At 74.9% G+C, this 26,676-nt stretch carries 28 protein-coding genes, 1 pseudogene and 1 riboswitch; of the genes and pseudogenes, 20 read left to right on the top strand and 9 right to left on the bottom strand.

Going from position 1 to position 26,676, the window contains the following annotated elements; translation table 11 throughout:
* Window positions 1-60 precede the first annotated feature (60 nt).
* From ABZ452_RS11840 to ABZ452_RS11770, 15 genes and pseudogenes are all read left to right on the top strand, one after another.
* Window positions 61-1,068, top strand: a complete 1,008-nt coding sequence (locus ABZ452_RS11840; protein WP_357941567.1) for an ATP-binding cassette domain-containing protein — start codon at window positions 61-63, stop codon at window positions 1,066-1,068.
* A complete protein-coding gene (locus ABZ452_RS11835; protein WP_357941565.1) occupies window positions 1,065-2,081 on the top strand; it encodes an ABC transporter permease subunit in 1,017 nt (338 codons plus the stop codon). The genes ABZ452_RS11840 and ABZ452_RS11835 overlap by 4 nt, the downstream gene beginning before the upstream one ends.
* 106 nt (window positions 2,082-2,187) lie before the next feature.
* The gene (locus ABZ452_RS11830) at window positions 2,188-2,598 is read left to right on the top strand and encodes a DUF3263 domain-containing protein (protein WP_357941563.1); all 411 of its coding nucleotides are present in this window, start codon (window positions 2,188-2,190) and stop codon (window positions 2,596-2,598) included.
* An 88-nt stretch (window positions 2,599-2,686) separates the two neighbouring features.
* Window positions 2,687-3,589, top strand: coding sequence for a hypothetical protein (locus tag ABZ452_RS11825; protein WP_357941561.1), 903 nt, complete (start codon window positions 2,687-2,689; stop codon window positions 3,587-3,589).
* Window positions 3,590-3,740: 151 nt separating this feature from the next.
* On the top strand, window positions 3,741-4,250 hold the full coding sequence (locus ABZ452_RS11820; protein WP_357941559.1) for a GNAT family N-acetyltransferase: 510 nt from the start codon (window positions 3,741-3,743) through the stop codon (window positions 4,248-4,250).
* 288 nt (window positions 4,251-4,538) lie between these two features.
* Window positions 4,539-5,003, top strand: a complete 465-nt coding sequence (locus ABZ452_RS11815) for a hypothetical protein (RefSeq protein ID WP_357941557.1) — start codon at window positions 4,539-4,541, stop codon at window positions 5,001-5,003.
* Between the two features lie 2 nt (window positions 5,004-5,005).
* Window positions 5,006-6,247 carry an SRPBCC family protein gene (locus ABZ452_RS11810; RefSeq protein ID WP_357941555.1) on the top strand — a complete coding sequence of 414 codons (1,242 nt, stop codon included), beginning with the start codon at window positions 5,006-5,008 and terminating at the stop codon, window positions 6,245-6,247.
* Window positions 6,244-6,465: pseudogene (gvpJ, locus tag ABZ452_RS11805) on the top strand (gas vesicle protein GvpJ); the annotation flags it as partial. The gene ABZ452_RS11810 and the pseudogene gvpJ, both read left to right, overlap by 4 nt.
* 208 nt (window positions 6,466-6,673) lie before the next feature.
* Entirely contained in the window at window positions 6,674-7,429 is a 756-nt protein-coding gene (locus ABZ452_RS11800) for a GvpL/GvpF family gas vesicle protein (RefSeq protein ID WP_357941553.1), read from the top strand.
* A gap of 3 nt (window positions 7,430-7,432) precedes the next feature.
* Entirely contained in the window at window positions 7,433-7,777 is a 345-nt protein-coding gene (locus ABZ452_RS11795) for a gas vesicle protein GvpG (RefSeq protein ID WP_357941551.1), read from the top strand.
* On the top strand, window positions 7,774-8,121 hold the full coding sequence (locus ABZ452_RS11790) for a gas vesicle protein (RefSeq protein WP_357941549.1): 348 nt from the start codon (window positions 7,774-7,776) through the stop codon (window positions 8,119-8,121). The genes ABZ452_RS11795 and ABZ452_RS11790 overlap by 4 nt, the downstream gene beginning before the upstream one ends.
* Window position 8,122: 1 nt before the next feature.
* A complete protein-coding gene (locus ABZ452_RS11785; protein WP_357941547.1) occupies window positions 8,123-8,509 on the top strand; it encodes a gas vesicle protein in 387 nt (128 codons plus the stop codon).
* Window positions 8,493-9,293, top strand: coding sequence for a GvpL/GvpF family gas vesicle protein (locus tag ABZ452_RS11780; protein ID WP_357941545.1), 801 nt, complete (start codon window positions 8,493-8,495; stop codon window positions 9,291-9,293). Before ABZ452_RS11785 ends, ABZ452_RS11780 begins: the two co-directional genes overlap by 17 nt.
* Window positions 9,284-9,505, top strand: coding sequence for a gas vesicle protein (locus tag ABZ452_RS11775; protein WP_357941543.1), 222 nt, complete (start codon window positions 9,284-9,286; stop codon window positions 9,503-9,505). Before ABZ452_RS11780 ends, ABZ452_RS11775 begins: the two co-directional genes overlap by 10 nt.
* Window positions 9,502-9,855, top strand: a complete 354-nt coding sequence (locus tag ABZ452_RS11770) for a gas vesicle protein K (RefSeq protein ID WP_355665971.1) — start codon at window positions 9,502-9,504, stop codon at window positions 9,853-9,855. Before ABZ452_RS11775 ends, ABZ452_RS11770 begins: the two co-directional genes overlap by 4 nt.
* A 6-nt stretch (window positions 9,856-9,861) precedes the next feature.
* Here the strand turns inward: ABZ452_RS11770 and ABZ452_RS11765 are convergent, their stop codons facing one another.
* From ABZ452_RS11765 to ABZ452_RS11735, 7 genes are read right to left on the bottom strand one after another with little or no spacing between them, the layout of a single operon-like run.
* Window positions 9,862-12,084: an AAA family ATPase gene (locus ABZ452_RS11765; RefSeq protein WP_357941541.1), complete on the bottom strand. Its 2,223-nt coding sequence runs from the start codon at window positions 12,082-12,084 to the stop codon at window positions 9,862-9,864.
* Window positions 12,085-12,128: 44 nt separating this feature from the next.
* Window positions 12,129-12,602, bottom strand: a complete 474-nt coding sequence (locus tag ABZ452_RS11760; protein WP_357941539.1) for a hypothetical protein — start codon at window positions 12,600-12,602, stop codon at window positions 12,129-12,131.
* Between the two features lie 43 nt (window positions 12,603-12,645).
* Entirely contained in the window at window positions 12,646-13,413 is a 768-nt protein-coding gene (locus tag ABZ452_RS11755; protein ID WP_357941537.1) for an ATP/GTP-binding protein, read from the bottom strand.
* A complete protein-coding gene (locus tag ABZ452_RS11750; RefSeq protein WP_357941535.1) occupies window positions 13,391-13,840 on the bottom strand; it encodes a DUF742 domain-containing protein in 450 nt (149 codons plus the stop codon). Before ABZ452_RS11750 ends, ABZ452_RS11755 begins: the two co-directional genes overlap by 23 nt.
* Complete coding sequence (locus tag ABZ452_RS11745) at window positions 13,837-14,301, bottom strand: roadblock/LC7 domain-containing protein (RefSeq protein ID WP_151463027.1); 465 nt, start codon at window positions 14,299-14,301, stop codon at window positions 13,837-13,839. The genes ABZ452_RS11750 and ABZ452_RS11745 overlap by 4 nt, the downstream gene beginning before the upstream one ends.
* Window positions 14,298-16,964 carry a nitrate- and nitrite sensing domain-containing protein gene (locus ABZ452_RS11740; RefSeq protein WP_357941533.1) on the bottom strand — a complete coding sequence of 889 codons (2,667 nt, stop codon included), beginning with the start codon at window positions 16,962-16,964 and terminating at the stop codon, window positions 14,298-14,300. The genes ABZ452_RS11745 and ABZ452_RS11740 overlap by 4 nt, the downstream gene beginning before the upstream one ends.
* Window positions 16,951-18,129, bottom strand: a complete 1,179-nt coding sequence (locus ABZ452_RS11735) for a hypothetical protein (RefSeq protein WP_357941531.1) — start codon at window positions 18,127-18,129, stop codon at window positions 16,951-16,953. Before ABZ452_RS11735 ends, ABZ452_RS11740 begins: the two co-directional genes overlap by 14 nt.
* A gap of 376 nt (window positions 18,130-18,505) precedes the next feature.
* Here ABZ452_RS11735 and ABZ452_RS11730 point away from each other — a divergent pair, with 376 nt between their 5' ends.
* The 3 genes from ABZ452_RS11730 to ABZ452_RS11720 all read left to right on the top strand — a co-directional run bounded on the left by ABZ452_RS11730 (window position 18,506) and on the right by ABZ452_RS11720 (window position 22,816).
* On the top strand, window positions 18,506-21,376 hold the full coding sequence (locus tag ABZ452_RS11730; protein WP_357941529.1) for an alpha/beta fold hydrolase: 2,871 nt from the start codon (window positions 18,506-18,508) through the stop codon (window positions 21,374-21,376).
* Window positions 21,376-22,254 carry an ABC transporter permease subunit gene (locus tag ABZ452_RS11725; protein ID WP_357941527.1) on the top strand — a complete coding sequence of 293 codons (879 nt, stop codon included), beginning with the start codon at window positions 21,376-21,378 and terminating at the stop codon, window positions 22,252-22,254. Before ABZ452_RS11730 ends, ABZ452_RS11725 begins: the two co-directional genes overlap by 1 nt.
* Window positions 22,255-22,372: 118 nt before the next feature.
* Window positions 22,373-22,816, top strand: coding sequence for a DoxX family protein (locus tag ABZ452_RS11720; protein ID WP_357941525.1), 444 nt, complete (start codon window positions 22,373-22,375; stop codon window positions 22,814-22,816).
* Window positions 22,817-22,896: 80 nt separating this feature from the next.
* Here ABZ452_RS11720 and ABZ452_RS11715 read toward each other — a convergent pair whose 3' ends face one another.
* Window positions 22,897-23,547 (bottom strand): DUF4232 domain-containing protein, encoded by a 651-nt coding sequence (locus ABZ452_RS11715; protein WP_357941523.1) that lies wholly within the window; start codon window positions 23,545-23,547, stop codon window positions 22,897-22,899.
* A gap of 52 nt (window positions 23,548-23,599) precedes the next feature.
* Window positions 23,600-23,905 carry a metalloregulator ArsR/SmtB family transcription factor gene (locus ABZ452_RS11710; protein WP_357941521.1) on the bottom strand — a complete coding sequence of 102 codons (306 nt, stop codon included), beginning with the start codon at window positions 23,903-23,905 and terminating at the stop codon, window positions 23,600-23,602.
* Between the two features lie 90 nt (window positions 23,906-23,995).
* Here ABZ452_RS11710 and ABZ452_RS11705 point away from each other — a divergent pair, with 90 nt between their 5' ends.
* Both ABZ452_RS11705 and thrC read left to right on the top strand, forming a co-directional pair.
* A complete protein-coding gene (locus ABZ452_RS11705) occupies window positions 23,996-24,961 on the top strand; it encodes a DMT family transporter (RefSeq protein ID WP_357941519.1) in 966 nt (321 codons plus the stop codon).
* A gap of 79 nt (window positions 24,962-25,040) precedes the next feature.
* Window positions 25,041-25,173: riboswitch (SAM riboswitch) on the top strand.
* Window positions 25,174-25,185: 12 nt separating this feature from the next.
* Complete coding sequence (gene thrC, locus ABZ452_RS11700) at window positions 25,186-26,475, top strand: threonine synthase (RefSeq protein ID WP_357941517.1); 1,290 nt, start codon at window positions 25,186-25,188, stop codon at window positions 26,473-26,475.
* Window positions 26,476-26,676 lie beyond the last annotated feature (201 nt).

Genomic DNA, 26,676 nt, shown 5'->3' with positions numbered 1-26,676 from the left:
TCTGCGGCTGCATACCGCGTATGGTGTCGAGCTGACACCTACTTATCGGGGGAGGTCAGCTTGTCGGCTGTCCTGGAGATCGAAGGTCTCCGCAAGACGTACCGGAGCCGGAAACGCGGGGTCCGCCACGCGCTCGACGGCTTCGACATGCGGGTCGAGGCCGGCCAGGTGCACGGCTTCCTCGGCCCCAACGGCTCGGGCAAGACCACCACGCTGCGGACGCTGCTCGGCCTGATCCGGCCCAACGGCGGCCGCATGGCCATTCTCGGTCAGGAGCTGCCGCAGGCGCTGCCCGCGGTCGCCGGCCAGGTCGGTGCCATCGTGGAGAGCCCGCAGTTCTTCCCGCACTTCTCCGCCCGGGACACCCTCGGGCTGCTCGCCCAGGCCGGTGAGCTGCCGCGGCAGCGGGTCGACGAGGTGCTGGAGCTGGTCGGGCTGCGCGACCGGGCCGGCGAGCGGGTGAAGACCTACTCGCTCGGCATGAAGCAGCGGCTCGCGGTCGCCTCCGCGCTGCTGAAGAACCCGAAGCTGCTGATCCTGGACGAGCCGGCCAACGGCCTCGACCCGGGCGGCATCCGGGAGATGCGCGGGCTGATGCGCGACCTCGCCGCCGCCGGGATGACCGTGGTGCTCTCCAGCCACATCCTCGGCGAGATCCAGCTCATCTGCGACTCGGTCACCATCATCTCGCTGGGCCGGCGGGTCGCGTACGGGCCGGTCGACGAGGTGCTCGCCGCACACTCGCAGGGCGCGGTGCGGGTCCGCCTGGAGGCGGTCACCGACCTGCCGCAGGCGGCCGAGACGCTGACCCGGGCCGGGATCCGGGTCGCCGCCGAGGCCGACCACCTGATGCTCGCAGGCGTCGACAAGCCCGCCGCGGTCAGCCGCGTCCTGGCCGAGCAGGGCCTCTACGTCAGCGAGCTGACCCCGGTCGCGGTCGACCTGGAGAGCGTCTTCCTCGAACTGACCGCCACCGCGCCGGTTCCCGGCCAGCACCGGCAGGTCGACCAGTCCACGAAGGTCGGTGAGCCGGGCAGCGGCGCCACCACGGGAGGTTGGGGCGCATGAGCCTGTACGTGACCGAACTGCGCCGGCTCAGCAAGCGCCGGCTCACCCGGCTGCTGCTGGTCCTGCTGCTGCTCGGGCTGGCCACGGTGGCCACCGCGTTCAGCTTCTCCAGCCACCAGCTCTCGAAGGAGACGGTGGCGGCCGCCCAGGTCGAGTCCGACGCCCAGTACCAGCGGGCGCTGGGGGACTGGAAGAAGAGCGTCGCCGACTGCGACGCCGCCAAGGCCAGGGGCGACCAGGACACCGAGGACCGGTACGGCCCGAACTGCGGCCGGGACTGGCAGCCGCAGCCGGAGATGTTCGACCCGAAGTGGAACCTGCCCTACCAGTTCGACTTCCGGGCCGAGTTCCCCATGTTCATCGCGGTCTTCGCCGGGGCGGTGGCGCTCTTCGCGTTCATCGTCGGCGCCTCCTACGTGGGCGCCGAGTGGAGCACCGGCGGGATGATGAACCTGCTGCTCTGGCGGCCGAAACGGCTCGCCGTGCTGGGCACCAAGCTGGCCGCGCTGCTCACCACGGTGCTGGGCGTGAGCCTGGTGCTCGGCGCCTTCTGGACGCTCGCCTTCTGGCTCATCGGCCGCTACCGGGGGACCACCGCCAAGGTGACCTCCGGGGTGTGGCAGTCCATCGGCCTCGACGGCCTGCGGGCGGTCGGGCTCATCCTGCTGGTCGGCGCGGTCGCCTTCGCGCTCGCCTCACTGGGGCGGCACACCGCGATGGCGCTCGGCGCGGCCGTGGCGGTCTTCGCGATCAGCGAGATCGGCATCCGGATCGCGGTCGCCGTGCTCTCCGTGCCGTTCGGCGACCGCTACGTCCTGTCCACGTACGCCCAGTCGTGGTTCATGAAGAAGGTGGAACTCTTCGACTACGACACCTGCCAGTTCGCCAAGGGCGCGTGTGAACCGGCCAAGCTGGTGGTCACCTGGCAGCAGTCCGCGCTGGTGCTCGGTGTGGGCGCCGCCGCGGCGCTGATCGCCTCGTTCTGGTCGATGCGCCGGCGGGACATCGCCTGACCGGCGCGGACCCCGCGTCCGATGCGGGCCGGGCGGACCCTGGTTAGGCTGGGGTCCCCCGGCCGGCGTCGTCGCGCCGGCCGCCCCGTCCCGCTGAGGAGCGCCATTGCCCGCCGACGCCACGGAGCGGGCCGCCACCGACCGGCCCGAGCCGTCGGGGACCACCGACGTCGCCCGCCGGGAGGCCGGCCGCACCGTCCCGCCACCCCGCTCCGCACCCGCGGTCGAGGCCGCACCGCCGGACGACGGACCGGCGGCTCAGGCGCCGGAGGCGCCCGGCGAGACCGACGGGCTGACCGAGCGGGAGCGGCAGATCCTCGCCTTCGAGCAGCAGTGGTGGAAGCACGCGGGCGCCAAGGAACAGGCCATCCGGGACACCTTCGGGCTCTCCGCGACCCGCTACTACCAGCTGCTCAACGCGCTGCTGGACCAGCCGGCCGCGCTCGCCGCGGAGCCGGTGCTGGTCGGCCGGCTGCGCCGGCTGCGCTCGTCCCGGGCGCGGAACCGGCGACGCTGACCGGCGAGGCCGCCCCCGGTTCCGGCCGCACCGGCATGGGCTCCGGCGCTCCGGGTAGGCGGCGGACGGCGACGGAGGGAGCAGACGGATGGGGGCACCAGACCGCCGGTACCCGATCGGCAGCCGGCCGGCCCGGCCGGTCGGGACGGCGCCGATGATGCGGGTACGCTCCGCCTCCGATCCGGCCCCGGACCGGCTGGAGAACGAGGACCTGGTCTTCCGGTTCGGCCCGCTGGTCGGCGTCCTCGACGGGGCGACCGTGCCGGAGGGGTTCGACACCGGGTGCGTGCACGGCCCGGCCTGGTACGTCCGGCACCTGGCCGCCCGGATCGGCCTGGCCGTCGCGGCCCGCCCGGCGGCCACGCTGATGAGCAGCCTGGCCGCGGCGATCCTGGCCGTGCGGGCCGACCACGGCGGCGACTGCGACCTGGACCACCCGGGCACCCCGTCCTCCACGGTCTGCCTCCTCCGGGAGGGTGGCGACCAGGTGGACTACCTGGTCCTCTGCGACAGCCCGCTCGTGCTCGACAGCGGGGACCGGATCGATGTGGTCTCCGACGACCGGCTGGACACGGCGCTGGAGGACCTGCGCCGCACCGCCGCCGCGCTGCCGGACGGGGGCGTCGACGCGGCGACCCGGTTCCACCGGGCGGTGACCGTGCAGCGCACCCTGATGAACCGGACGCACGGCTACTGGGCGGCCGCCAGCGACCCGGACGCGGCGTACCACGCGGTGACCGGCACGCTGCCGCTGCGTGGGGCGGGTGCGCTGCGACGGGCCGCGCTGCTCACCGACGGCGCCTCCTGCGCGGTCGAGCAGTTCGGCCTCTTCGACTGGACCGGCCTGCTCGACGTAGCGGCGGCCGAGGGCCCGGAGGGGCTGATCGACCGGGTCCGGGCGGCCGAGCGGGACCATCCGGACCGGTTGCGCCGGCACAAGCGCAGCGACGACGCGTCGGTGGCGCTCTGCGAGTTCGCCCCGGCGGAGTGAGCACCCTCACCGCCGAAACGGACCGGTCGGCTGACAACGGAGCGTGAGGCGGAACACCCGGGGGGTACGACCGGCCGACCCCCTCCGCCGGACCGGCAGTCCGGGCCCAAAGGGGTGGACTTGGGCCGGTACGACCGGCAGACTGCGCCTCGTGAAGGGTGCCGTACGACTGGAGCCGGTGGACGAGCGAAACCTGGAGCCGTTGCTCTCCGTAGCGGCTGCCGAGGCGGAGCCGGAGGACGTCATGCCCCCGGTCCAGGCCCCGGCCGGGTGGTCGCTGGCCCGCCGGGAGGCCTTCCGCGAGTTCCACCGGGCGAGCTTCGGCGGCCTGGACGGCCCGACCCGCACCCTGATGTACGCGATCGTGGCCGGCGGCGAGGTGGTCGGCATGGTTCGGATGACCCGCTGCGGCGAGCCGGGGACGGTGGAGACCGGGATGTGGCTGGGCCGTTCGGCGCGCGGCCAGGGGCTCGGCGCGGCGGCTCTGCGGGAGCTGCTCCACGCCGCCGCGGCGGCCGGCATGCGCACCGTCGTGGCCGAGACGACACCGGACAACCACGGCGCTGTCTCGGTCCTTCGTAAATGTGGCGCGGAATTGCGCGAGAAGGACGGCAAGCTCCGCGCGGAAATGTGTCTCGATTCGGCTTTGCCGACGCACTGAATTGCTGATTGCCCTCAGTCAAGCGATTTGACTTCTCCCTGGTCAGCTCGGCCCGTCTGCCCGTTTTGCGCGGTCTGACCGTCACGCTGCCGGTTATCCAATTCTCCAGTTACACGCGTCTCCCTGACCCTGCCGGAATGTTTTGCCGGTGGGGTGACGGGTACTGCCCGCCGGGTCCGCTGATACGGAACTCGGTCGCAGGCCCGTTTCCGCTGATCCCCGGCAGCTGTCATTCCGGGCCTGCTCCAGACGAGGTGTCCGCTTCCGCCGGGGAGCGAAGGAGAACAGATGAAGAGCGGAGCACGGGTGGCGCTGGCGGTGGGCTTCGGCTACCTCCTCGGGCGCCGGAAGAAGATGCGTACGGCCCTCACCCTCGCAGCCGCCGTGGCGGCTGGGCGGGCCAGCCAGCGGCCGGGCGGGCTGAAGCAGCTCGGCGCGGACCTGATGAACGTGAACCCCCAGCTCGGCGGCCTCGGCAAGCTGGGCGGCCCGCTGGCCACCGCCGGCAAGGCCGCGGCGACCGCGGCCGCGGGCAGTGGCATCGACGCGCTCAGCGGCAAGCTCCGCGGCAGCGCCGACGCGCTGCGGCGGAAGACGGCCGGTGACGGCGGCGGCCGCGCCGACGAGGAGCCGACGGACGGCGAGCGCTCGGCCGCCGACGACGAGGAGGAGTTGGACGAGCAGCCCGCCGCGGAGGACGAGACGGACCGGGGCGGGCGCCCGGTCGTCGCACGACGGCAGCGGGGGCGGTGACCATGGCGACCAGCAACCTCACGGATCGGGCCCGGGAGCAGCTCGGCAGCGAGCTGCGCAACCTCGCCTCGGCCATCGGTGAGCGTGCCGTGCACGCGGTCACCGAGCGGATCACCGGCGCCACCGGGCGGCTCAGCGACTACGCCAAGGAGGGCGGTGGCCCCGGCCTGGTCGCGGCCGCCACCGGCGCCCAGAAGCTCGCCGAGGGCAACTCCCCGGTCAAGGCCATGTTCCATGCCGGCCTGGCCGGCGGTAAGGAGAAGTTGATGGCGGCATTCGGCGGTGGCAAGGGCGGCAAGGGCGGCGGCAAGAAGCTCAAGGTCACCAACATCGTCGAGACCATCGAGGTCGGCGTGCCGGTCCGGGTGGCCTACAACCAGTGGACGCAGTTCGGCGACTTCCCGAGCTTCATGAAGAAGGTCGAGCAGGCCGACTGGGACTCGGACGGGAAGATGACCTGGAAGGCGCAGGTCTTCTGGTCGCACCGGACCTGGGAGTCGACCATCGTCCGGCAGATCCCGGACCGGCTCATCCACTGGCGGTCCAAGGGCGAGAAGGGCTCCGTCGACGGCACGGTCAGCTTCCACGAGGTCGGCCCGGAGCTGACCAGGATCCTGGTCGTGCTGGAGTACCACCCGCAGGGCCTCTTCGAGCACACCGGCAACCTGTGGCGCGCCCAGGGCCGCCGGGTCCGGCTGGAGCTGAAGCACTTCGTCCGGCACGTGATGACGCAGACCGTGCTCGACCCCGACTCGGTCGAGGGCTGGCGCGGTGAGATCGAGGACTCCCAGGTGGTCAAGGACCACGAGACAGCGCTCCGCGAGGAGCAGGAGGGCCGCGAGGAGCAGGAGGGCCGCGAGGAGCGGCCGGGCCGCGAGAAGCAGCGGGGCCGCGCCGGGGAACCCGAGGAGGAGCCGGAGGAGGAGCCCGAGGAGGAGCCGGAGGAGGAGCGCCGGCCCGCCGGACGCGGCCGCCGCCGGCCACCGCCGCCGCGCCGCCGTCCCAGCCCGGAAGAGGAGGAGTACGCGGACTACGACGAGGGCGACGACTTCGACGACGACGAGTACGCCGAGGAGCCCGAGGAGGAGGAGCCGCCGCGCCGCCGCGCCCCCGAGCGGGCGCGCCGCCCCCAGCCGCGCGAGGAGCGGGAGGCGCGCCCCGAGCGGCCGCGCCCGGTCCGGCGGGCTCCCGAGACACCACGACGGCCGGTGGTGCGCCGCCGGCGAGAGGAGCGTGACGAATGACCGTGTCCACCACGACGGGACAGTCGGGCAGCGCCCTGGAACGCACGAGCGGCGGCGGTGGGGGCACCCTCGCCGACGTCGTGGAGACCGTGCTCGACAAGGGCGTGGTGATCGACGCCCAGGTGTCGGTCGCCGTGGTCGGCATCCAGCTCCTGGAGATCAACGCCCGGATCGTCATCGCCAGTGTCGAGACGTACCTGCGGTTCGCCGAGGCGGTCGACCGGCTGAGCATCGTGCCGAAGGACCAGAAGGGCCTGCCGGACCTGGTCGGTGACGCGGCCGGCGCGGCCACCAAGGGCAAGGCGGTCTCCGGGCTCGGCAAGGCCGCCCAGGAGATCAGCGGCGCGGTGGCCGATTCGCTCCGCGACCGGGGCGACGAGCGGGAGCGGGAGCGGCCGCGCCGGCGGCGGGACGAGGAGCGCTGAGATGGCTGAGGAGAACGGGCTGTTCATTTACGGCATCGTGCCCTCCGACGTGGAGCCGACCCCCGAGGCCGAGGGGGTCGGCTCCCCGCCGGGCGAGGTGACCGCGATCCGGCACGGTGAGCTGGCGGCGCTGGTCAGCGAGGTCGGGCTGGAGGAGCCGCTGGGCCGGCCGGCCGACCTGACCGCGTACGAGCGGCTGCTGGACGGGACGGCGGTGGTCGCGCCGGTGCTGCCGGTGCGGTTCGGCACGGTGGTGACCGGCGAGGACGCGGTCGAGGACCTGCTCGCCGCGCACCACGACCGGTTCGCCGCCGCCCTCGACGAGTTCGAGGGCCGGCTCCAGTACACCGTGCACGGGCGCTTCGACGAGCAGGAGTTCATCAGCGGCTTCCTGGCGGAGAACGCCGCCGCCGGTGCCCTCGCCGACGAGGTGCGCGGCCGGCCGGAGGTCGAGAGCCGGGAGCAGCGGATCCGGCTCGGCGAGATGATCAGCCAGGCGGTGGAGCTGCGCCGGGAGGCGGAGAACCGCGACCTGATCGACGCGGTGGGCCGGTACGTGGTGGCCGACGTGCCACTCCCGCCCAGCAACGAGCTGGACGCGGTGCGCGTCTCCTTCCTGGTGGAGGGCGACGACGAGGACGAGTTCGTCCAGGCCGTGGAGGACTTCGCCGAGCAGCGGCGGGACCTGATCCGGATGCGGCTCATCGGACCGCTCGCCCCGTACGACTTCGTCAGCGCGCACCAACTGGTGGAGTGACACGTGGACATCCTGTGGACGCTGCTGACCCTGCCGTACGCGCCGGTGCGGGGGCTCACCGCGCTGGTCAAGGTGGTGGCGCGGGAGGCGGAGTCGCAGCAGTACAACCCGGTCAACATCCGGCGCGAGCTGGAGGAGCTGGACCGGGCGGCGGCGGCCGGCGACATCACGCCGGAGGAGCGGGACTGGGGGCAGCAGCAGGTGCTGGACCGGTTGACGAGGCCGGCCGCCGGCGCCGGCCGTACCCCGCCGGGGCGTAACGGCGCGCCCCGGCGGCCGGCGCCCGCCCGGCGGGGAACCGGCGGCCGCCGCGGCGAGCCGCGTGGCGGACGAGGGGGAGGGCGATGACAGCACGGATCCGGGGTGACGGCGACCGCGAGCGGTGGCGGGACCGGGGCGGGCGGGCCGAGGAGCGGTACCTCGACGAGGACGACGAGGAGGCGGTCGGCGCGGCCGAGGCGGCCCAGGAGGGGCTGCGCCTGATCGTCGCGCTGACCGGCAAGGATCCGCTCGGGATCACCTCGATCCAGCCCACCGACGACGGGTGGCGGGTCGGGGTGGAGGTGGTCGAGGACCACCGCATCCCGGCGTCGACCGACCTGCTCGGCCTCTACGAGGTCGAGCTGGACATGACCGGCAGCCTGCTCGGCTACCGGCGGACGCGCCGCTACCAGCGCGGCAAGGGGGACTGAGATGACCATTGGGCGGGCGCCGTCGGTCGTGCAGAACTCCGGTCAGGTGCTGCCGGCCGGTCATGAGCCGGCGAACCTCGGCGACATCCTGGAACGGGTGCTCGACCGCGGCATCGTGATCGCCGGTGACATCCGGGTCAGCCTGCTCGACATCGAGCTGCTGACCCTGAAGCTGCGGCTGGTCATCGCCTCGGTGGACACCGCGCGGCAGATCGGCATCGACTGGTGGGAGCACGACCCGTGGCTGAGCTCCAAGGCTCGGCCGCCGGTCGAGCCGGGCCCGCGTGACCCGGAGGAGGTCGAGGCGTCCCGTCGGCCGCGGGTGGCCGCCCGGGCCGAGCGGGACGAGCGGGACGAGCGGGAGGGCTGGCATGACCACGACCTCTGACCCCACCCCGGACACCGGGACCGCGGTCTGGCTGCACGGCGTGGTCGCCGGCACGGCCACGCCCGCCGGGCTGCCCGGCATCGCCGGCACGCCGGTCCGGGCCGTTGCCGCCGCCGGCCTGGTCGCCGTGGTCAGCGACGCCCCGCTCAGCGAGTACGGCGAGGCGGCGCTGCGCCGCAACCTGGAGGACCTGGCCTGGCTGGAGCGGGCCGCCCGGGCCCATCACGCCGTGGTGGACGCGCTGTCCCGGTCCGGCACGGTGGTGCCCGCCCGGCTCGCCACCGTCCACCGGGACGACGACCGGGTGGCCCGGGTGCTGATCGAGCGGCACGACGAGCTGGCCGGCACGCTGGCCCGGCTCGACGGCCGCGCGGAGTGGGGAGTCAAGGGCTACGTGGTGCCCGGGGCGACCCCGACGGCCGAGGAACCCGTCGACGGGGGCGGGGCCGGCGCGGCGTACCTGCGGCGGCGCCGGGCCCAGCTCACCGCCCGGGAGGAGGGGCAGCGGGTCGCCGCCGACGGGGCCGCCGCCGTGCACACCGCCCTCGCCGGGTACGCGGTCGCCGCCCGCCGGCACGCACCGCAGGACCGGCGGCTCTCCGGCGCGCCCACCGCCATGGTGCTCAACGGGGCGTACCTGGTCGACCGGGACCGCTGGGACGGCTTCGCGGGGCTGGCCCGGGAGCTGGCGGAACGGCACCCGGAGCTGCGGCTGGAGCTGACCGGCCCCTGGCCGCCGTACTCCTTCGTGGCGGAACCGGAGGCGGAGCCGGCATGGGCGTGAGCACGCTGGCGCCCAGCAGCGCCGACGATCCGCTGACCTACCGGCCGGTGGCGCTGGTCGACCTGCTCGACCGGGTGCTCGCCACCGGCGTGGTGATCACCGGGGACATCACCCTGGCCATCGCGGACATCGACCTGGTCCGCGTCTCGCTGCGGGCGCTCATCGCCTCGGTCGGCGCGCTGGCCCCGCCCGAGCCGGAGGCCGCGGCGTGACCGGCCGGGACGAGGCGGCCGACCTGGCGGCGGCGCTGGGCGAGCCGCGGTGGACGGCGCCCCGGGTCCGGCCGCTGGACCGCAGGCTGGCCGTGGACCAGGACTCGGTCGAGCGCGGGCTGGCCAGCCTGGTGCTCACCGTGATCGAGCTGCTCCGGCAGCTCATGGAACGGCAGGCGCTGCGCCGGGTCGACCTGGGCGACCTGACCGAGGAGCAGGTCGAACGGGTCGGCGCCACGCTGATGGCGCTGGAGGAGCAGATGACCCAGCTCCGCGAGTACTTCGGCCTGGCCCCCGAGGACCTCAACCTCGACCTCGGCCCGCTCGGCCCGCTGCTGCCCACCGACTGAGCCGGCTCAGCGCCGGGTGGCGGCGTAGGCCTCCAGGAGGGCGAGCTGGATCGGGTCCAGCGAGGGGCGTACGCGGGTGCGGGCCGCCTCGACGTGCGCGGCGGTGACCGTGCTGGCCGCCAGCGACTCGCGCATCGCGGCGAGCGCCGCCTCCCGGATCAGCGCGGCGCAGTCGGCCGCGGAGAAGCCGTCCAGCTCCGCGCCCAGCGCGGTGAGGTCCACGTCGGGCGCGAGCGGGACGTGCCGGGCGGCCGCGTGGAGGATCTCGGCGCGGGCCGGGCCGTCCGGCGGCGGCACGTACACCAGGCGCTCCAGCCGCCCGGGGCGGAGCAGCGCCGGGTCGACCAGCTCGGGACGGTTCGTCGCGCCGACCACCACGACGTTGCGCAGCGCCTCCACCCCGTCCAGCTCGGTGAGCAGGGCGGCGACCACCCGGTCGGTGGTGCCCCCGTCGCTGGCCTGGCCGCGGACCGGGGCGAGGGCGTCCACCTCGTCGAGGAAGACCAGCGTGGGGGCCGCCTCGCGGGCCCGGCGGAACAGCTCGCGGACCGCGCGCTCGCTCTCACCGACCCACTTGGAGAGCAGCTCCGCGCCCTTCACCGACAGCACGTTGGCCCGGCCCGAGCCGGCCAGCGCGGTGACCAGGTAGGTCTTGCCGCAGCCGGGCGGCCCGTAGAGCAGCACCCCGCGCGGCGGCGTCACGCCCAGCCGGGCGAACGTGTCCGGGTAGGTCAGCGGCCAGAGCACCGATTCGGTCAGCGTCTGCTTGACCTCGTGCAGGCCGCCGACGTCGTCCAGGGTCACCGAGGCCAGCTCCAGGGTGGACGCGGCCATCGTGGTCGGCCGGACCACCTCCAGGGCGGCGGCGAAGTCGGCCATCGCCACGGTCGGCGTCTCCGCCGCCTTCTGCCGCAGCGCGGCCCGCACCCCGGCCTCGCGGACCAGCGCGGCCAGGTCCGCGGCCACGAACCCCGGCGTACGGGCGGCCACCTCGTCCAGCCGGACGTCCTCAGCCAGCGGCACCTGCCGGGTGAGCACGGTCAGCTGCTCCCGGCGCAGCGCCGCGTCGGGCAGCGGCACGGTGATCCGCAGCGAGAGCAGGTCCGGGGCGCGCAGCGCCGGGTCCACCGCCTCGGGACGCCCGGTCGTGCAGACCACCGCCGCCCCCGATTGGACCGTCTCGGCGACCACCTGCCGGAACACCGTAGCCAGCGGACCGGGCTCGTCGGCCGGGGCGACCGCCTCCACGTCGGTGACCAGCAGCACGGCCGGCCCGTTGGCCCGGACCTCCGCGGCGGCCTCGCGCAGCCGGCGGGCGGCGGCGTCGTTGCCCAGCGCGGCCAGTTCCGGGCCCCACAGCGGGCGGACCCGGGCGCGGACCCGGGCGGCGACCGCGCGGACCAGCGCCGACTTGCCCGAGCCGGCCGGGCCGCCGACGAGGACGCCGAGCGAGACGGTGGTGCCGAGCCGGCCCAGCACCTCCCCGTGGTGGAAGCCCAGGTCGAGCAGTTCGGTCAGCTCCTCGGCCTGGGCCCGCAGCCCGGGCAGCTCGTCCACGTCGGGAGCGTCCTCGGGGCCGAGCAGGCCGTCGGCGGGCGCGGGAGCGGCCGGGGTCGCCGGGCCCGTCCCGCCGGCCGGGCCGGAGCCGCGGGTGGCCGCGCCGTGCTCCCAGCCGACCACGGTGTCCATGGTGACCAGCGCGCCGGTCGCCGGCTCGGCCGCCACCACGGTGAGCAGGGTGCTGGTCCAGGCGTACCCGACGGTGGTGGCCAGGCTGCGGCGGGCGGCCTCGACCAGGCCGCGGAGCGCGGCGTCGGGGAGCACGTCCTGGGGCAGCAGCGAGACGTCGTCCCCGGCGGTGACCACCTTGCCGAGCAGGGCGAGCCGGAGCATCTCCGGGGAGACGGCGGCGACGACGCCGACCGGGCCGGCGAGGGTGAGCCGGCGGGCCGGGACCGCCGGCAGCGGGCTCACCGTGACCTGCCCGCCGTCGCGCAGGCCCAGGTTGCCCAGCAGCAGGTCGTCGGCGTAGAGCAGGGCGCTGCTCGCGCCCGGGTCCGCCGGCGCGGCGATGCCGGCGGTCACCCGCCGGCCGGCTAGCCGCACCGGGTCGCCGGGGCGCAGGGCCAGCGCCGTCAGCACCTCAGGGTGCAGGCGGACGACGCCGCGCCGGGCGTCCAGCGCCGCCGGCCGCAGGATCGCGGTCAGGGTCAGGTCGGGTTCCGCCACCCGCCCGACAGTAGCCGCCGGCACCACGTCGTGCCGGCGGGCCTCTACAGCGGGCCGGTATCGTCCAGCAGGGAGGGATCGCGCCGGATCATCTCGGCCAGCCGGGCCGCCGGGTCGGCGACCATCCCGTCCTGCCCGGGGGCCGGCACCGTCTTCACCGACATGGGCCAGGCCGGCGGGGGCGCGGGCGCGGCAGTGGCGCCGACCGTCACCTCCGGGCCGGACCAGGCGACCCGCAACGGGTACGCCTGGCCGCCCAGTTCCACCCGCACGACGACGGCCAGGCCGGGGTGCTCGGCGACCACCCGGCGGACCGCCTCGGCCACCTCCTCGACCGGGTCCCGCCGCTCCGGCCGGTCGCCCCCACGCAACCGGTACGCGCCGTGCCCCGCCCGCTCGTCCGCCGACCCGTCGCGCGCGGCCTCCTCGGCCGGCTCGCCGGGCAGTGGCGCCCGGCGGCGCAGCGCCTCATCGCGCCGCGCCAGCCGGGCCAGGGTCTCGTCCAGATCGCCTCTCATCACGTGCACCCCTTCCGTGACACGGGTCGAACCGGCTGCCGGTTCAGGCCCCTTTCTCCCGGGTCGCCCGGTTCAGCGCCCGGTCCAGGACCACCAGCAGTGCGTCCCGTACGGAGAGCCGGTCCCGGGCGTCGAACTGCACCAGCGGCACATGTTCGCCGATCGCCAGCGCCCAGCGGATCGAGGGTAGGTCGAGGGCCAGCCGGCCGTCGAAGGCGTTCACCCCCACCGCGAACGGCAGCCCGGCCCGCTCGAAGAAGTCGATCGCCGGATAGCAGTCGTCGAGCCGGGCGCTGTCCACCACCACGAGCGCGCCGAGCGCGCCCCGGGCCAGGTCGTCCCACATGAACCCGAAGCGGGCCTGGCCGGGCGTGCCGAAGAGGTAGAGCTTGAGGCTGCGGTCGATGGTGACGCAGCCGAAATCCATGGCCACCGTGGTGGTGGTCTTGTCCGAGACCGCGCCCGGGTCGTCGACGCCGATCCCGGCGGTGGTCATCTCCGCCTCGGTGGTCAGCGGCGCGATCTCGGAGATCGCGCCCACCGTGGTGGTCTTGCCCACCCCGAAGCCACCGGCGATGAGGATCTTCACCGGGATCGGCGGGCGCGGCGCGGGCACCGGGCTGACCGTCGGGGCGGCCATCTCCGGCGGCCGGTACGGCGGGGGCGGAGCCGGTGTGGTGGTCCGCCCGGCCGGCGGGGCGGCGGCCGGCCCGGCGCCGGTGGGCGGGGCGGCGTACCGGGTGGCGGCGCTGTTCGCGGCGGGACCGCCCGCGGCGGCCGCCGGCCATTCAGGAGATCGCACGGAGTCCATCAATCACTCGCAGGATGAGGTCGGGGTCGAGGGCGTCGTCGGCGTCCCCGACGTGCACGTCGAGGTGCCCGGCGGCGCGGAGGTCGCCGACGAGCACCCGGGTCACGCCGAAGTGCATCCGCGCCCGGGCGGAGATCTCGGCGACCGAGATCGGTTCGGCGCAGAGCGCCACGATCGTCGCCAGTTCCGGGGCGAGCTGGGCGATGACCGCCCAGGAGCCGCTCTCCGGCCGGGCGGTCACCTGGGTCTCCAGGCCGATCGCCGGATCGCCGTCCACCCGGCCGGCGGTCAGCACGAACGGGCGCGGGCCGGCCGGCTCCCCGCCGCCCGCGTCCGACCCCGGGCCGGGGGAGGGCGCGTGCAGGAAGGGGCGGATCCGGGTGCCGGGCTCCGGCTCCGGGTCCTCACCGGCCGCCTCCGGGGTCATTGCTGGACGGCGTTCTTCAGTTCGGCGATCAGGCGGGGGGTCAGGGCGCCGCCGGCGCGGCCGGCGAAGAGCGTCATCTCGTACGCCACGGTGCCCAGGTTGGCGGAGCGGTCGGCGACCACGCCGAGTACCGAGCCGCTGCTGATCGCGCTGATCAGGAGGTAGCCCTCGGCCATGTCCACGATCACCCGGTTCAACCCGCCGAGCGCGTACCAGCTGGCCGCGCCCCCGGCGAGGCTGGTCATGCCGGAGACGACCGCGGCCAGCCGCTCCGCGTTGGACCGGTCCTTGATGGCGGACATGGCCATCAGCAGTCCGTCCGAGGAGACCGCGATCGCCTCCATGACCCCGGCCGTGCTGGAGGTGAACGAGTCGAGCAACCAGTTGAAGGTGCGCGCCTCGGGGCTGAGACCGCCGGTGGTGGTCTGGTCGGCGTTGTCGTGCAGGAACGGGCTGGTCACCGTGATGCGTCCTCTTCGTAGCGTCGGTCTGGACTGACTTCGCGCAGAGCACGGGCGACGCCCGCCTCGAAATCGGTGATGAGGTCGCGGACCTCGGCCGGGTCCCCCGGCGGCGGGCTGGCCGGCGGGGCGGGCCGCACCGGCGACACGGCCAGGTTCGCCCCGGGCACCCGCCGGCTGAGCAGGGGCCGGCCGGGGGTGGGCACGGCCGGGGCGGTGTCGTCCTCGGCCCGGCGTACGCCGTCCTGGAACGCCTCGACCAGGGCCCGGACGGCGGCCGGGTCGGCGGTGGTGGCGGTGACCGGCCCCGGCGCCGGCCCGGCGGCGGGCAGGCTCGCCCCGGGCACCCGCTGCCGGATCAGCGGCCCCGTCCCGGCCGGCGGGAGGCCGGTCGCCGGCCCAGCGGCCGGGGGAGCGGCCGGTGCCGGGCCGACGACCGGGGTCGGCGGGTCGGAAAGGCCCGGGCCGGGGGTGGCCGGCGCCGGGGTGGCGGGCGCCACGGCGGGCGGCCAGGCGAGCGGCGGTCCGCCGGCGGGCGTCCAGGGTTCCAATGCGGGCGTCCCGGGCTCGACGGCGGGCGTCCCAGGGCCGACGGCGGGCGTCCCGGGCTCGACGGCGGGCGTCCCGGCTGCCACGGCCGGGTTGCCGAAGGCATTCCAGGACTGGCCGGCCTCCAGGCTGCGGGTGGCGCGGCTCAGCAGCGCCGCGTCGAAGCCGGCGGGCTCGCCGGCGGTCGGCGTCCGGGCGGGTTCGGGCAGCGCCCGCCGCTCCCGGGACGGCACGGAGGCCCGCGCCACGGTCGCACCGGCGCGCTCGGGGCGGCGGACCACCAGCAGGGCGGCCGGGATCTCCAGGTGGGCGGTCACGCCGCCACCGGCGGTCGCGGCCAGCCGGACGCTCCAGCCGTGCCGGCGGGCCAGCCGGCCCACCACGAAGAGCCCGAGCACCTCGGTCGGCGCCAGGTCGAGCCGCTCCCGGCGGGTGAGCCGGGCGTTCTCGGCGGCGAGGCGCTCCTCGGTCATGCCGATGCCCCGGTCCACCACGGTGAGCCGGGCGCCGCCGTCGGTCTGCTCGCCGGCCACCAGCACCCGCGTGTGCGGCGGGGAGAAGGTGGTGGCGTTCTCCATCAGCTCGGCCAGCGCGAGCACCAGGTCGCCGGCGGTCGCGGGCCCCGCCGACACCCCGGACGGGACCTGCACGTCCACCCGGGTGTAGTCCTCGATCTCACCGAGCGCGAGCCGGACGAGGTCGGCGAGCGGGACCGGCGCGACGTGCCCGTCCGACCCGGTCGCACCGGAGAGCACCACGAGGCTGCCGGCGTTGCGGCGCAGCCGGCTGGAGATGTGGTCGAGGCGGTACAGGTGCTCCAGCCGTCCCGGGTCGGTCTCCTGCCGCTCCAGCCGGTCGATCAGGGCGATCTGCCGGCCGACCAGGTTCTGCGTACGCCGGCCGACGTGGCCGAACATCTGCGCCACGTTGCGGCGGCCGGCCACCTGCCGTTCGACCAGCCGGGCGGCGGTGCGCTGCACCCGCTCGAACGCCCGGGCCAGGTCGCCGATCTCGTCGCGGGCGCCGACGTCGATCGGGTCGAGGCGGACCGGCGCGACGCTCTCGGCCTCGTCGTCGACCACCCGGGTCAGCTCCGCCTCGGCGACCCGGGCGACCCGGTCCGCGGAGCGGGTGAGCCGGGTCAGCGGCCGGGCCACGGTCCGGGCCACCGCCATGCCGAGCAGCACCACGCTCAGCAGGATGAGGGCGGCCGCCGCGCTGACCAGCCAGGCGGCGACGAGCGCGCCCCGCTGCTCGCTCCGGGTCTCGGCGATGACGTCCGCGACGATCTTCTTCTCCACGAACTGGCCGAGGGTGATCATCGAGCGGACCGAGGGGAACAGCGCGTCGATCGGCACGGCCGCGATCGCCGCCACCGGGTCCTTGACGCTGTCGACCAGGAAGGTGGGGCTCGTGCGCGCGGCGACCGCAGCGTCGTCCAGCATGGCCAGCCGGTACTGCTCCGGTGTGATGAGGCTGCGGAACCGCTGGTTGTCCACCTGGAGCGCGGCCATGCAGGCGATGTACGAGCCCGCCACCTTCGGGTCGCCGGTGGCCTTGACGAGCACGATCAGCGTGGCGCAGGCGCCCAGCCCCTCGTCCGCGCGGAGCAGCGCGTCCAGCGCCAGCACCTGCCGCCCGGCCGAGGTGCCGGTGTCCACCTGGAAGGGCAGCCGCAGCGCCTCGATCAGCGCCATGTCGACCGTGCGGAACGCACCCATGATCTCGTCCGGCGTGGCCTTCCGGGCGAGCACGGCGGTACGCAGGTCGGCCAGCGTGCGTACCCCGTCGAGGGCCGCCCGGACCGGCGCCGGCAGCGACTCGGCCCGCAGGTCGGCGACCCGGTCGTCCACGGTGGCGGCTTTCTGGATCAACTCGGAGCGGGTCACCCGGCCGAGCAGCGACCCCACCGAGAGCAGCCGTTCCTGCTGTAGATCCTGCACGAGACTGCCGATGCGGCTGGCCACCCGGACGGTGTCGGCGATCTCGGCGGCCCGCTGGGCGGCGGCGACCCGGTCGAGGACGACCGGCACGGCCAGCCCGACCATGCTGAGCAGCGGGATGATCACCAGCAGGGCGAGCCGGCCCCGGATCCGGAGCCTACCGAGCAGCATCGAACGGCCTCCACCGCTCGGATTCGCCGGCCCGTCCGCCGCCGACCGCCAGGAGTTCGCCGTTTCCGGGCGACATCGGCGGGTCCGGACGGGTGGCCGCCGGGTACGCGGCGGCGTCGGCCGGTTCGCGGTCCGCCTCGGCGGCCCGGCGGCGGGCTCGCCGCAGCGTGGAGAGCAGCACCCCGGCCAGCACGGCGAGCAGCACCCCGGCCGCCGCGACGGCGCCCCGGGCCAGCCAGCGGTCCCGGTCGAGCCGGTCGAGCCGATCCGCCAGCAGCGCGTCGAGCTGGTCGAGGATGACCTGCCGGAGCTGGGTGGCGGCCGACTGCGCGCCGCGCCGCGCGGCGCCGAGCTGGACGGGATCGGGCCCGGCCGCACCGGCGGGCGCCGAGAACGCGGCCAGCGCCTCCACCGCGCGCTGGTAGGTGTCCAGCGGGGTGAGCACGGTCGGGCCGAGGTCGGTGCTCTCCGAGCTGTCCACGGCCGCCCGCAGGTCGTCCACCAGGTCGGTGGCGGGCCCGAGCGCGGCGACCCGGAGTTCGGCCAGCTCGGCGATCGTCCTCGGGCGGTCCGCCGCGGGCCGGTTCGGGGCGAGGGTGGCCACGTCGGCGAGGCGGCCGGCGGCGACCATGGCCGCGGGCAGGTCCGCGCCGATGGCGTCCTGCACGAAGAACGAGTCGGAGCGCGGGTCGCGGACCAGGCCGGAGGCTTCCCGGACCTTCCGGTGCAGGGCCAGCAGCAGATCGGTGACCTCGCCGTACGCCTGGAAGGCCGCCTCCGGGTCGGCGAGCCCGCGCTCGGGCAGCGCCTCCAGCTTGGCGCGTACCCCCGCCCAGCGTTCCCGGGTGCGGAGCTGGTCGCCGATCGCGCCGTCCACCTGGGCCGCCTGCTCGACGGCGGCGGTGAGCGCCGCCCGGGTGACCGGCCGGCCGGCGACCGCCGTGGTCTGCGCGTCGGTCAGCGCGTCGGTGACCGGCCCGAGCGCGCGCAGGTAGCGGACGCCGAGCCGTTCCCGGGCGGCCAGGTCGCGGTCGTCGCCGGTGTGCCCGTCGGTCTGGGCGAAGAGCAGTCCCAGCGGGGCCAGCAGCGCCAGCACGAGCAGCAGGGGCAGGGTGCGGCCCGGTACGGAGGGCCGCCGGCGGACCCGCGGCGCGGGGACGGTCATGGTCTGTCTCCTCCGGCGACGGCGGGGGACGGTCCGGAGCCGGGGGTCGCCGTTCACGCAGTCCCGTGCACCGGACCGGAAAAGTAATCGAACCGGGCGCGGGTGGCAGCGTGGTCCGCGAGTCGGCTTCACGTCACTTGGGGTCCCGTCACGTGCGGTTGACCTTGCACCTACGGAGCGTCCGATATGACCGGGGGGAAGGTGGCATCGGCGGCATTTGCGAGCGTAGATGTGAATTCACGGAATCAGAATTCATCCCGCTGGGACGCTCTGGACCTTCCACGGTCGACGGGACCCGGACAACGAATGGCCCAGCCGGACGGACGTACGGCGGATCTCAGGGAACGCTCAGCCGGCGGCCCGTACCGTGTGCCGCATGAGATCACCGCTGCCCGTCGCGCGGATCCGGCGCGCCCTGGCCGGCCGCCCTCGCCGGCTCGTCGCCGCGGTGGTGGTGCTCCTCCTGGTCGCCGCCGCCGTGGTCTGGGCGGCCCGCCCGGACCGCCCCGGCTTCCGCACCGAGTCGGCCCTGGTGACCGTCCGTTCCGGACCGGCCGGCGACCAGCCGGTCGACCTGGACACCACGCTCTACCTCCCCGGCGACGCCTCGGCCCGGCACCGGGTCCCGGCGGTGCTGCTGGCGCACGGTTTCGGCGGCACCAAGGAGTCGGTGCGCTCCGACGCCGAGGACCTGGCCGACCGGGGGTACGCCGTGCTCACCTGGACGGCCCGCGGGTTCGGCCGCAGCGGCGGCGAGATCCACCTGGACAGTCCCGACTACGAGGTGCGGGACGCGCAGCGCCTGCTGGACCGGCTCGCCGCCCGCCCGGACATCCGCCTCGACGCGGCCGGTGACCCCCGGGTCGGCGTGGTCGGCGGCTCGTACGGCGGCGGTCTGGCCCTGCTGCTGGCCGCGCAGGACCGCCGGGTCGACGCGATCGTCCCGATGATCACCTGGAACGACCTGTCCCGCGCCTTCCTGCCGGAGAGCACCGGCAGGGCGCCCACCGAGGGCGTGTTCAAGAAGGGCTGGGCCGGCATCTTCTTCGGCGGCGGCGGCAACGCCGGTTCCGGCCCGGCCGGGCTCTCCGGGACCACCGCGGCCCAGCCGGAGGGCGCCCCGGCGTCGGCCGGCGCGCCCAGCCCGCAGCCCGGCTCCGGTCCGGGCTCCGGCCCCGGTCGCGCCCCGGCCGGCGCCGCGGACCCGTCCTGCGGCCGGTTCGCCGCCGACGTCTGCGCCGCGTACCTACGGATCGCCACCACCGGGCGGGCCGACGGCCCGGCGGTCGACCTGCTGCGCCGCTCCTCGCCGGCCGGGGTGCTCGACCGGATCACGGCACCCACCCTGCTGGTGCAGGGCGAGGCCGACACCCTCTTCCCGCTCACCGAGGCCGACGCCAACGCCCGGGGCATCGCCGCCGCCGGCACCCCGGTGCGGGTCGCCTGGTTCACCGGCGGCCACGACGGCGGCGCGGGCCCGACCTCCGACTCGGACCGGGTGAAGTTCCTGACCGCGCAGTGGCTCGACCACTACGTCAAGGGCGAGGGGGAGGCTCCCGGCGACAGCTTCACCTTCTCCCGGATCGCCGGGTTCGACGCGCTCGACCGGGGCCTCGTGGCCACCGGCTACCGCACCGCCGACTACCCGGGCGTGACCGGGCAGGGCCGCCGCGAGGTGCCGTTGGCCGGGCCGGCGCAGCCCATCGCCAACCCGCCCAACGGCAATCCGGCGGCGATCTCGTCGGTGCCGTTCGCCGGGGCGCTCGGCTCGCTGCTGGACGGGGTTGCCGGCGACATCCCCGGCCAGCACGCCCGGTTCGAGTCCGCGCCGCTCGCCGACCCGGTCGACGTGGTCGGCGCGCCGGCCGTGCGGATCCGGGCCGCGTCCGCGACCGGCGAGGCGGTGCTCTTCGTCAAGCTCTACGACGTCGACCCGCAGGGCGGGGCCACCCTGCCGGACGGTCTGGTGGCGCCGGTCCGGCTGACCGGCCTGCCGCGGACCGTCGAGGAGGCCCGGCCGGTCACGGTCACCCTGCCGGCGATCGTCCGCCGGGTCGAGGCCGGCCACCGGCTGCGGGTCGTCGTGGCCACCTCCGACCAGGCGTACGCCACCCCGGCCGAGCCGGCCGTGCACACCGTGGCGCTCGGTGACGGCCCGCTGGTGCTGCCCACGGTCGACGCCACGCCCATCCCCACCACCGCCACGGTCTGGCGCTGGGTGCTGGCCGGCCTGCTCGCCGCGATCGCGGTCGGGCTCGTCGTGGTCGTCCTGATCGCGCGCCGCCGGCACCGCCGCCAGGACAGCTCGATCCACCCGGCGTACGCGGGCGTCCCGCTCGCCGTCCGCAACCTGCGCAAGGAGTACGCGGACGGCTTCGTCGCCGTCTCCGACGTGGACTTCGAGGTGCACCCGGGCCAGGTGGTCGGCCTGCTCGGGCCGAACGGCGCCGGCAAGACCACCACGTTGCGGGTGCTCATGGGGCTGACCCAGCCCACCGCCGGCGAGATCTACGTCTTCGGGCACCGGCTGGTGCCCGGCTCGCCGGTGCTCTCCCGGATCGGCGCGCTGGTCGAGGGGCCGGGATTCCTGCCGCACCTGTCCGGCATCGAGAACCTGCGGGCGTACTGGCGAGCGACCGGCCGGCCGTGGGCGGACGCGCATTTCGAGGAGGCGCTGGAGATCGCCGGGCTGGGCGACTCGGTGCACCGGCGGACGAAGAACTACAGCCACGGCATGCGCCAGCGGCTGGCGATCGCGCAGGCCATGCTGGGCCTGCCCGAACTGCTGGTGCTCGACGAGCCGACGGACGGGCTGGACCCGCCGCAGATCGCCGAGATGCGCCGGGTGCTCCAGCGCTACGCCACCGACGGCCGGGCCGTCCTGGTCTCCAGCCACCTGCTCGCCGAGGTGGAGCAGACCTGTACCCACGCGGTGGTGGTGAACAAGGGGCGGATCGTGGCGTCCGGCCCGGTCGAGGAGATCGTCGGCGAGTCGCCGAGCGTCCTGTTCGACGTGAGCGACCCGGACGCGGCGCGTGGCGTGCTCGACCGGCTGGCCGGCGTACGGGTGCTGCCCGACGGCGACGGCGGGCTGGTCGTGGACACCAACGGCACGGCCCGCAGCGAGGTGGTGGCCGAACTGGTGCGGGCCGGCATCGGGGTGGACCGGGTGGTGCCCCGGCGGCGCCTGGAGGACGCGTTCCTCGCCCTGGTCGGCGAGAACTCTCGGGGAAGCGGGGACCGGTGATGGCTCAGTCGTCTTCTGTGGGGCCGGTCGGGGCGGCGACCGGTTACCGGCCGTCGGCCACCCTGCCGTTCCTGGCGGAGTTCCGCCGGCAGGCGGCGCGCCGGCGTACCCAGCTCGCACTGGGGTTCATGGTGCTGCTGCCGCTGATCATCCTGATCGCGTTCCAGTTCGACTCGGGCGGTGACGACGACAACGGCCGGGGCGAGTTCGCCAGCCTGGTCGACCTGGCCACCTCGGGCGGGCTGAACTTCACCCTCTTCTCGATCTTCGTGTCGTCGTCCTTCCTGCTCGTCGTGGTGGTGGCCCTGTTCTGCGGTGACACGGTGGCCAGCGAGGCGAGCTGGGGCAGCCTGCGTTACCTGCTGGCCGTGCCGGTGCCCCGGGCCCGGCTGCTCACGGTCAAGCTGGTGGTCGCGCTCGTGTACTCGGCGCTGGCGCTCGTGCTGCTCGCCGGCACCGCCCTGCTCGCCGGCACCCTCCGGTACGGCTGGTCCCCGCTGCGCAGCCAGGTCGCCGCCGAGTTGGCCCCGGGCGAGGGCCTGGTCCGCCTGCTCGGCGTGCTGAATTACCTGGCGGTCGTCCTGCTGGTGGTGGCCGGCCTGGCGTTCCTGCTCTCGGTGACCACGGACGCCGCGCTCGGCGCGGTCGGCGGCGCCGTGCTGCTCTGGATCCTCTCCAGCATCCTCGACCAGATCACCGCGCTGGGCGGGCTGCGCGCGTTCCTGCCCACCCACTACAGCAGCGCCTGGCTCGGGCTGCTGTCCACCCCGGTGCAGACCGACGACGTGGTACGCGGCGCCATCTCGGCGATCGCCTACGCGACGCTGTTCTGGGGACTGGCCTACTGGCGGTTCACTCGCAAGGACGTCACGAGCTGAGCCGGCCAGGTAGTATGGGAGCGTTCCCAAAAAGTCTTCTCACCCACAAGGAATAGCTAACCATCGATAGAACGGTGCCTCATGCTGGGGATATCCATCCCTATCTATGGAGGCTTCGATGGTCCCGGCGCAACTGAACGGTCCCGTGCTCTCCCTGTTCCGCATGGTCACCGGCCTGCTCTTCCTCTGCCACGGCGCGGCGTCCCTCTTCGGCGTCCTCGGCGGCAACCCGATGACCGGCGAGGCGCTGCCGGTCGGCGAGTGGCCGGGCTGGTGGGCCGCGCTGATCCAGCTCGTCTGCGGCGCGCTGGTGCTCGTCGGCCTGCTCACCCGGCCCGCCGCGCTGCTCGCCTCCGGCTCGATGGCGTACGCGTACTTCGTGGTGCACCAGCCGGACGGCCCGCTGCCGCTGCGCAACGGCGGCGAGCCGGCCGCGCTCTTCTGCTGGTCGTTCCTGCTCGTCGCGGTCCTCGGCCCGGGCACCTGGGCCCTGGACGCGCTGCTCTCCCGCCGCCGCGCACCGGTCACCACCCCGACGACGCGCCCCTCGGTCCCCGCCTGACCGGATCCGTCCCGAGATCCTGGTAGGAAGTGGCCCTCCCAGGGGTCGTTTCCTACCAAGATCTGATGTCGGGACGACCCTCAGAGGCGGCTGTCGGGGGTGGGTGCGGTGGAGGGTGGGCCGCTCGGGGCGGGTGGTTGCGTCGACGTTGCGCCGTTGTAGCGCTTCCAGGCGCTCACGCCGAGCCGGCCCGTGTTGCCGAGGTCGATGGGTCCGTCCAGCTCGACCGGGTGCGCGGGCCGGCCCGGCAGCGGGGCGACGTCGAGGTAGGCCCCGTTGCTCGCCACCACCGTGGCGTCGGTGACCAGATTGCGCCAGAGCAGCGCGGCGCTGGCCCGCTCGCCGGGGCGCAGGACGATCCGGGTGGGCGGCTGGTCGAAGCCGGAGGTGATCGGGCGCGCGCCGGGGATGACCTGGACCGCCAACGGGTCCCGGTCGGTGTCCCGGAGGCTCGGCACGGGATAGCCGCGCAGCACGTACGGGCGGTCGCCGCAGTTGACCAGCTCCAGGCCCATGGCCCGCAGGCCCATGGCGGCACTCACCCCGAGTTCGGTGATGCGGATCCCCTCGGGCGAGCAGGCCGGCGGGGGCGGCGACGTGCTGGCGGCCGGGGTCGGCCGGGCCGGCGTGCCGGGGCGGCCGGACGCGCTCTCGGGCGTCGGCCCGGGGGCGCAGGCGGCGAGCGCCGTGACGCCCGCGAGGACTCCGATCCGCGCCGCCGCTGTCCGCATCCGGCCGATCATTCCAGCCCGCGGCCGTCCGGCGCTGCCCGGGGCGCGGGGGTCAGGCGCGGGCGGGCGCGGCGAGGACCGCGTCGAGCAGCCCCGGGTAGAGGCGCTCCAGCTCCTCGCGGCGCAACCGGACGTAGCGGCTGGTGCCGGCGACCCGGGTCCGGGTGATGCCGGCCTCGCGCAGCACCTTGAGGTGGTGGCTGCGGGTCGCCTTGGAGACGCCGAACTCGAAGGTGCCGCAGGCGTACTCGCCGCCCTCGGCCAGGGCGCGCACGATCTGCAGCCGGACGTCGTCGGCCAGGGCGGCCAGCACGGCGGTGACGGGCACCTCGCGCAGCTCGGGTTCGTGCAGCTCCATGTGACCAGCGTAACCCATGTTCGACAACCGTCGAACAACCTCCTAGAGTCGGCTCCGCTGGTTCGACGATACTCGAACATTGGAGTCGCGATGCGTTCCCGTTCCGCCGCCTTCCCGCTCTTCGCCGTGGTGAGCTGGGGCGTCATGTTCCCCGTGCTGGCCAGCGCGCTCACCCGGGTGGACGCGCTTAACCTGACCACCGCCCGGTACCTGCTCGCCACCGCCGTGCTGCTCGCCCTGCTGCTGGGCCGCGAGGGGTGGGCCGCCCTGCGGACACAGCGACGCGCCACGGAGGTCGTGCTGCTCGGGGTGCTCGGGTTCGCCGGCTTCAACGTGCTGACCAACCTCGCCCTGGGCCACGCCACCCCGCAGCAGATCGCCCTCTTCGCCTCCAGCACCCCGCTGGTCACCCAGCTCGTCCGCTGGGCGCGCGACGGCGTACGCCCCCGGCCGGCGCTGCTCGGCTTCTCCCTGGTCGCCCTGCTCGGCGTCGGGCTGGTGATCACCCGGGGCCGGCTCGACGGGCTGGACCAGTTCGGCGTGGGCGGGCTGCTCATGATCGGCGCGGTGCTCGGCTGGGCCTTCTACACGCACGGCGCGAGCCGGTTCACCGGGTGGTCGCCGCTGCGCTACACCACGCTGACCTCCGTGGCCGGCCTGCTCGCCATGCTCGCCGCCAGCACCGTCGCCGACCTCACCGGCCTCCAGCACGCGCCGGCCGCCGCCGACCTCGTCGCGGTCGCCCCACAACTGGCGTACGCCGTGGTGGTCGCCGCCGTCCTCGCGGTGCTGGCCTGGAACACCGGGGTGCGCCGGCTCGGCGTGGCCGACGCGGCGCTGTTCATGAACCTGGTCCCGGTGACCACGTTCGCGGTGCAGATCCTGCGCGGCTACCGGCCCGGCCCGGTGGAACTGGTCGGCGCCGCGCTGACCATCGGCGCCCTGGTCGCCGCGAACCTGGCCACCCGTACCCGGAAGGCGCCCGCCACCCCGGCGGTGGTCGCCGTGACCGACCACCCCGCGGTGATCGAGCCGGTCGCGGTCGTCGCGCGCTGACCGGGGCGGCGGCTCACACCGTGGGAACCCGGGTCGGCAGCGGCCCGGCACCCGCATAGACTCGGCGGCACAACTGCATACCTCATCCAGAGGGGCTGAGGGATACGGCCCGATGACGCCCCGGCAACCACCCGCGCGCTCGACGACGAGCGACCGCGGGCAGGTGCCAATTCCGTCCCCGCCGCACCCGGCGATGCGGGGAAAGATGAGAGGAAACCCTCGACATGACGTCGACGATTCCCGCCGCCTCCGGCATCGACACCAGCCTCAGCCCGGCCCGCGCCCTGGTCTGCCGCGCCTGTTCCGCGCGCTACCCGCTGGCCGCCCAGCACGCCTGTTACGAGTGCTTCGGCCCGCTGGAGGTCGACTACGACACCGCCGCCCTGTCCGCGGTGACCCGCGAGCAGATCGAGGCCGGCCCGAAGAACCTCTGGCGGTACGCCGCCCTGCTCCCCGCCGGCCAGGACCCGGCCACCCGGGTCACCCTCGACCCGGGGCTGACCCCGCTGGTCGCCGCCCCGCACCTCGCCGCCGAGCTGGGCGTCACCGGCCCGCTCTGGGTCAAGGACGACAGCGCCAACCCGACCCACTCGTTCAAGGACCGCGTGGTCTCCGTGGCGCTGACCGCGGCCCGCGCGCTCGGCTTCACCCGCTACGCCTGCGCCTCCACCGGCAACCTGGCCAACTCGGTGGCCGCCCACGCGGCCCGGGCCGGGGTGCCCTCGGTGGTCTTCATCCCCGGTGACCTGGAGCAGGGCAAGGTGGTGACCACCGCCGTCTACGGCGGCGAGCTGGTCGCCATCGACGGCTCGTACGACGACGTGAACCGGCTCTGCGGCGAGCTGGTGGAGACCGACGAGTTCGAGGACACCGCGTTCGTCAACGTGAACGTGCGGCCCTACTACGCGGAGGGCTCGAAGACCCTCGGCTACGAGGTGGCCGAGCAGCTCGGCTGGCGGATCCCCGCCCAGGTGGTGATCCCGATGGCCAGCGGCGAGCTGCTCACGAAGATCGACAAGGCGTTCCAGGAGCTGGTCGAGATCGGGCTGGTCGAGGCGCCGGCCGGCGGCTGGAAGGTGTTCGGCGCGCAGTCCGCCGGCTGCAACCCGATCGCCACCGCGCTGCACGCCGGCACCGACACGATCGTCCCGGTCAAGCCGACCGGCATCGCCAAGTCGTTGAACATCGGCGACCCGGCCGCCGGCCTCTACGCGCTGGAGGCGGTGCGCCGCACCGGCGGCTGGATGGAGTACGCCGACGACGACGAGATCCGCGCCGGCATCCGGCTGCTCGCCCGCACCGCCGGCGTCTTCGCCGAGACGGCCGGCGGCGTCACCGTGGCGGTGCTGCGCAAGCTGGTCGAGTCCGGCCGGCTCGACCCGGCGGCCGAGACGGTCGTGTTCAACACCGGCGAGGGCCTCAAGACCCTCGACGCGGTCGCCCCCGAGGTCGGGCCCACCCACCGCATCCGGCCCAGCCTCCGCGCCGCCCGTGACGCGGGCCTCCTGTCCTGACCCGGCCCGGACTCATCCGGGCGGGGGATGGGCGGATCGCCCGGGCGGGGGATTGGGGTGATCCGTTGGGTAACTGGCTTTTCGCTGTGAGTGTGGAAAACGCGCCGACAAGGACTTGACGGCAGGAATTGGACGGCGCAAGATGCTCCGTGCGGGAGGGCATCCGCCGGAGACTTTTCAAGTTCTTGCGACCCAACGCCG

Source organism: Micromonospora sp. NPDC005707 (assembly GCF_040631005.1).
Taxonomy (GTDB): domain Bacteria; phylum Actinomycetota; class Actinomycetes; order Mycobacteriales; family Micromonosporaceae; genus Micromonospora.
Note: the sequence above shows the minus strand (reverse complement) of the source record. Positions and strands in the feature narration are given on the sequence as shown.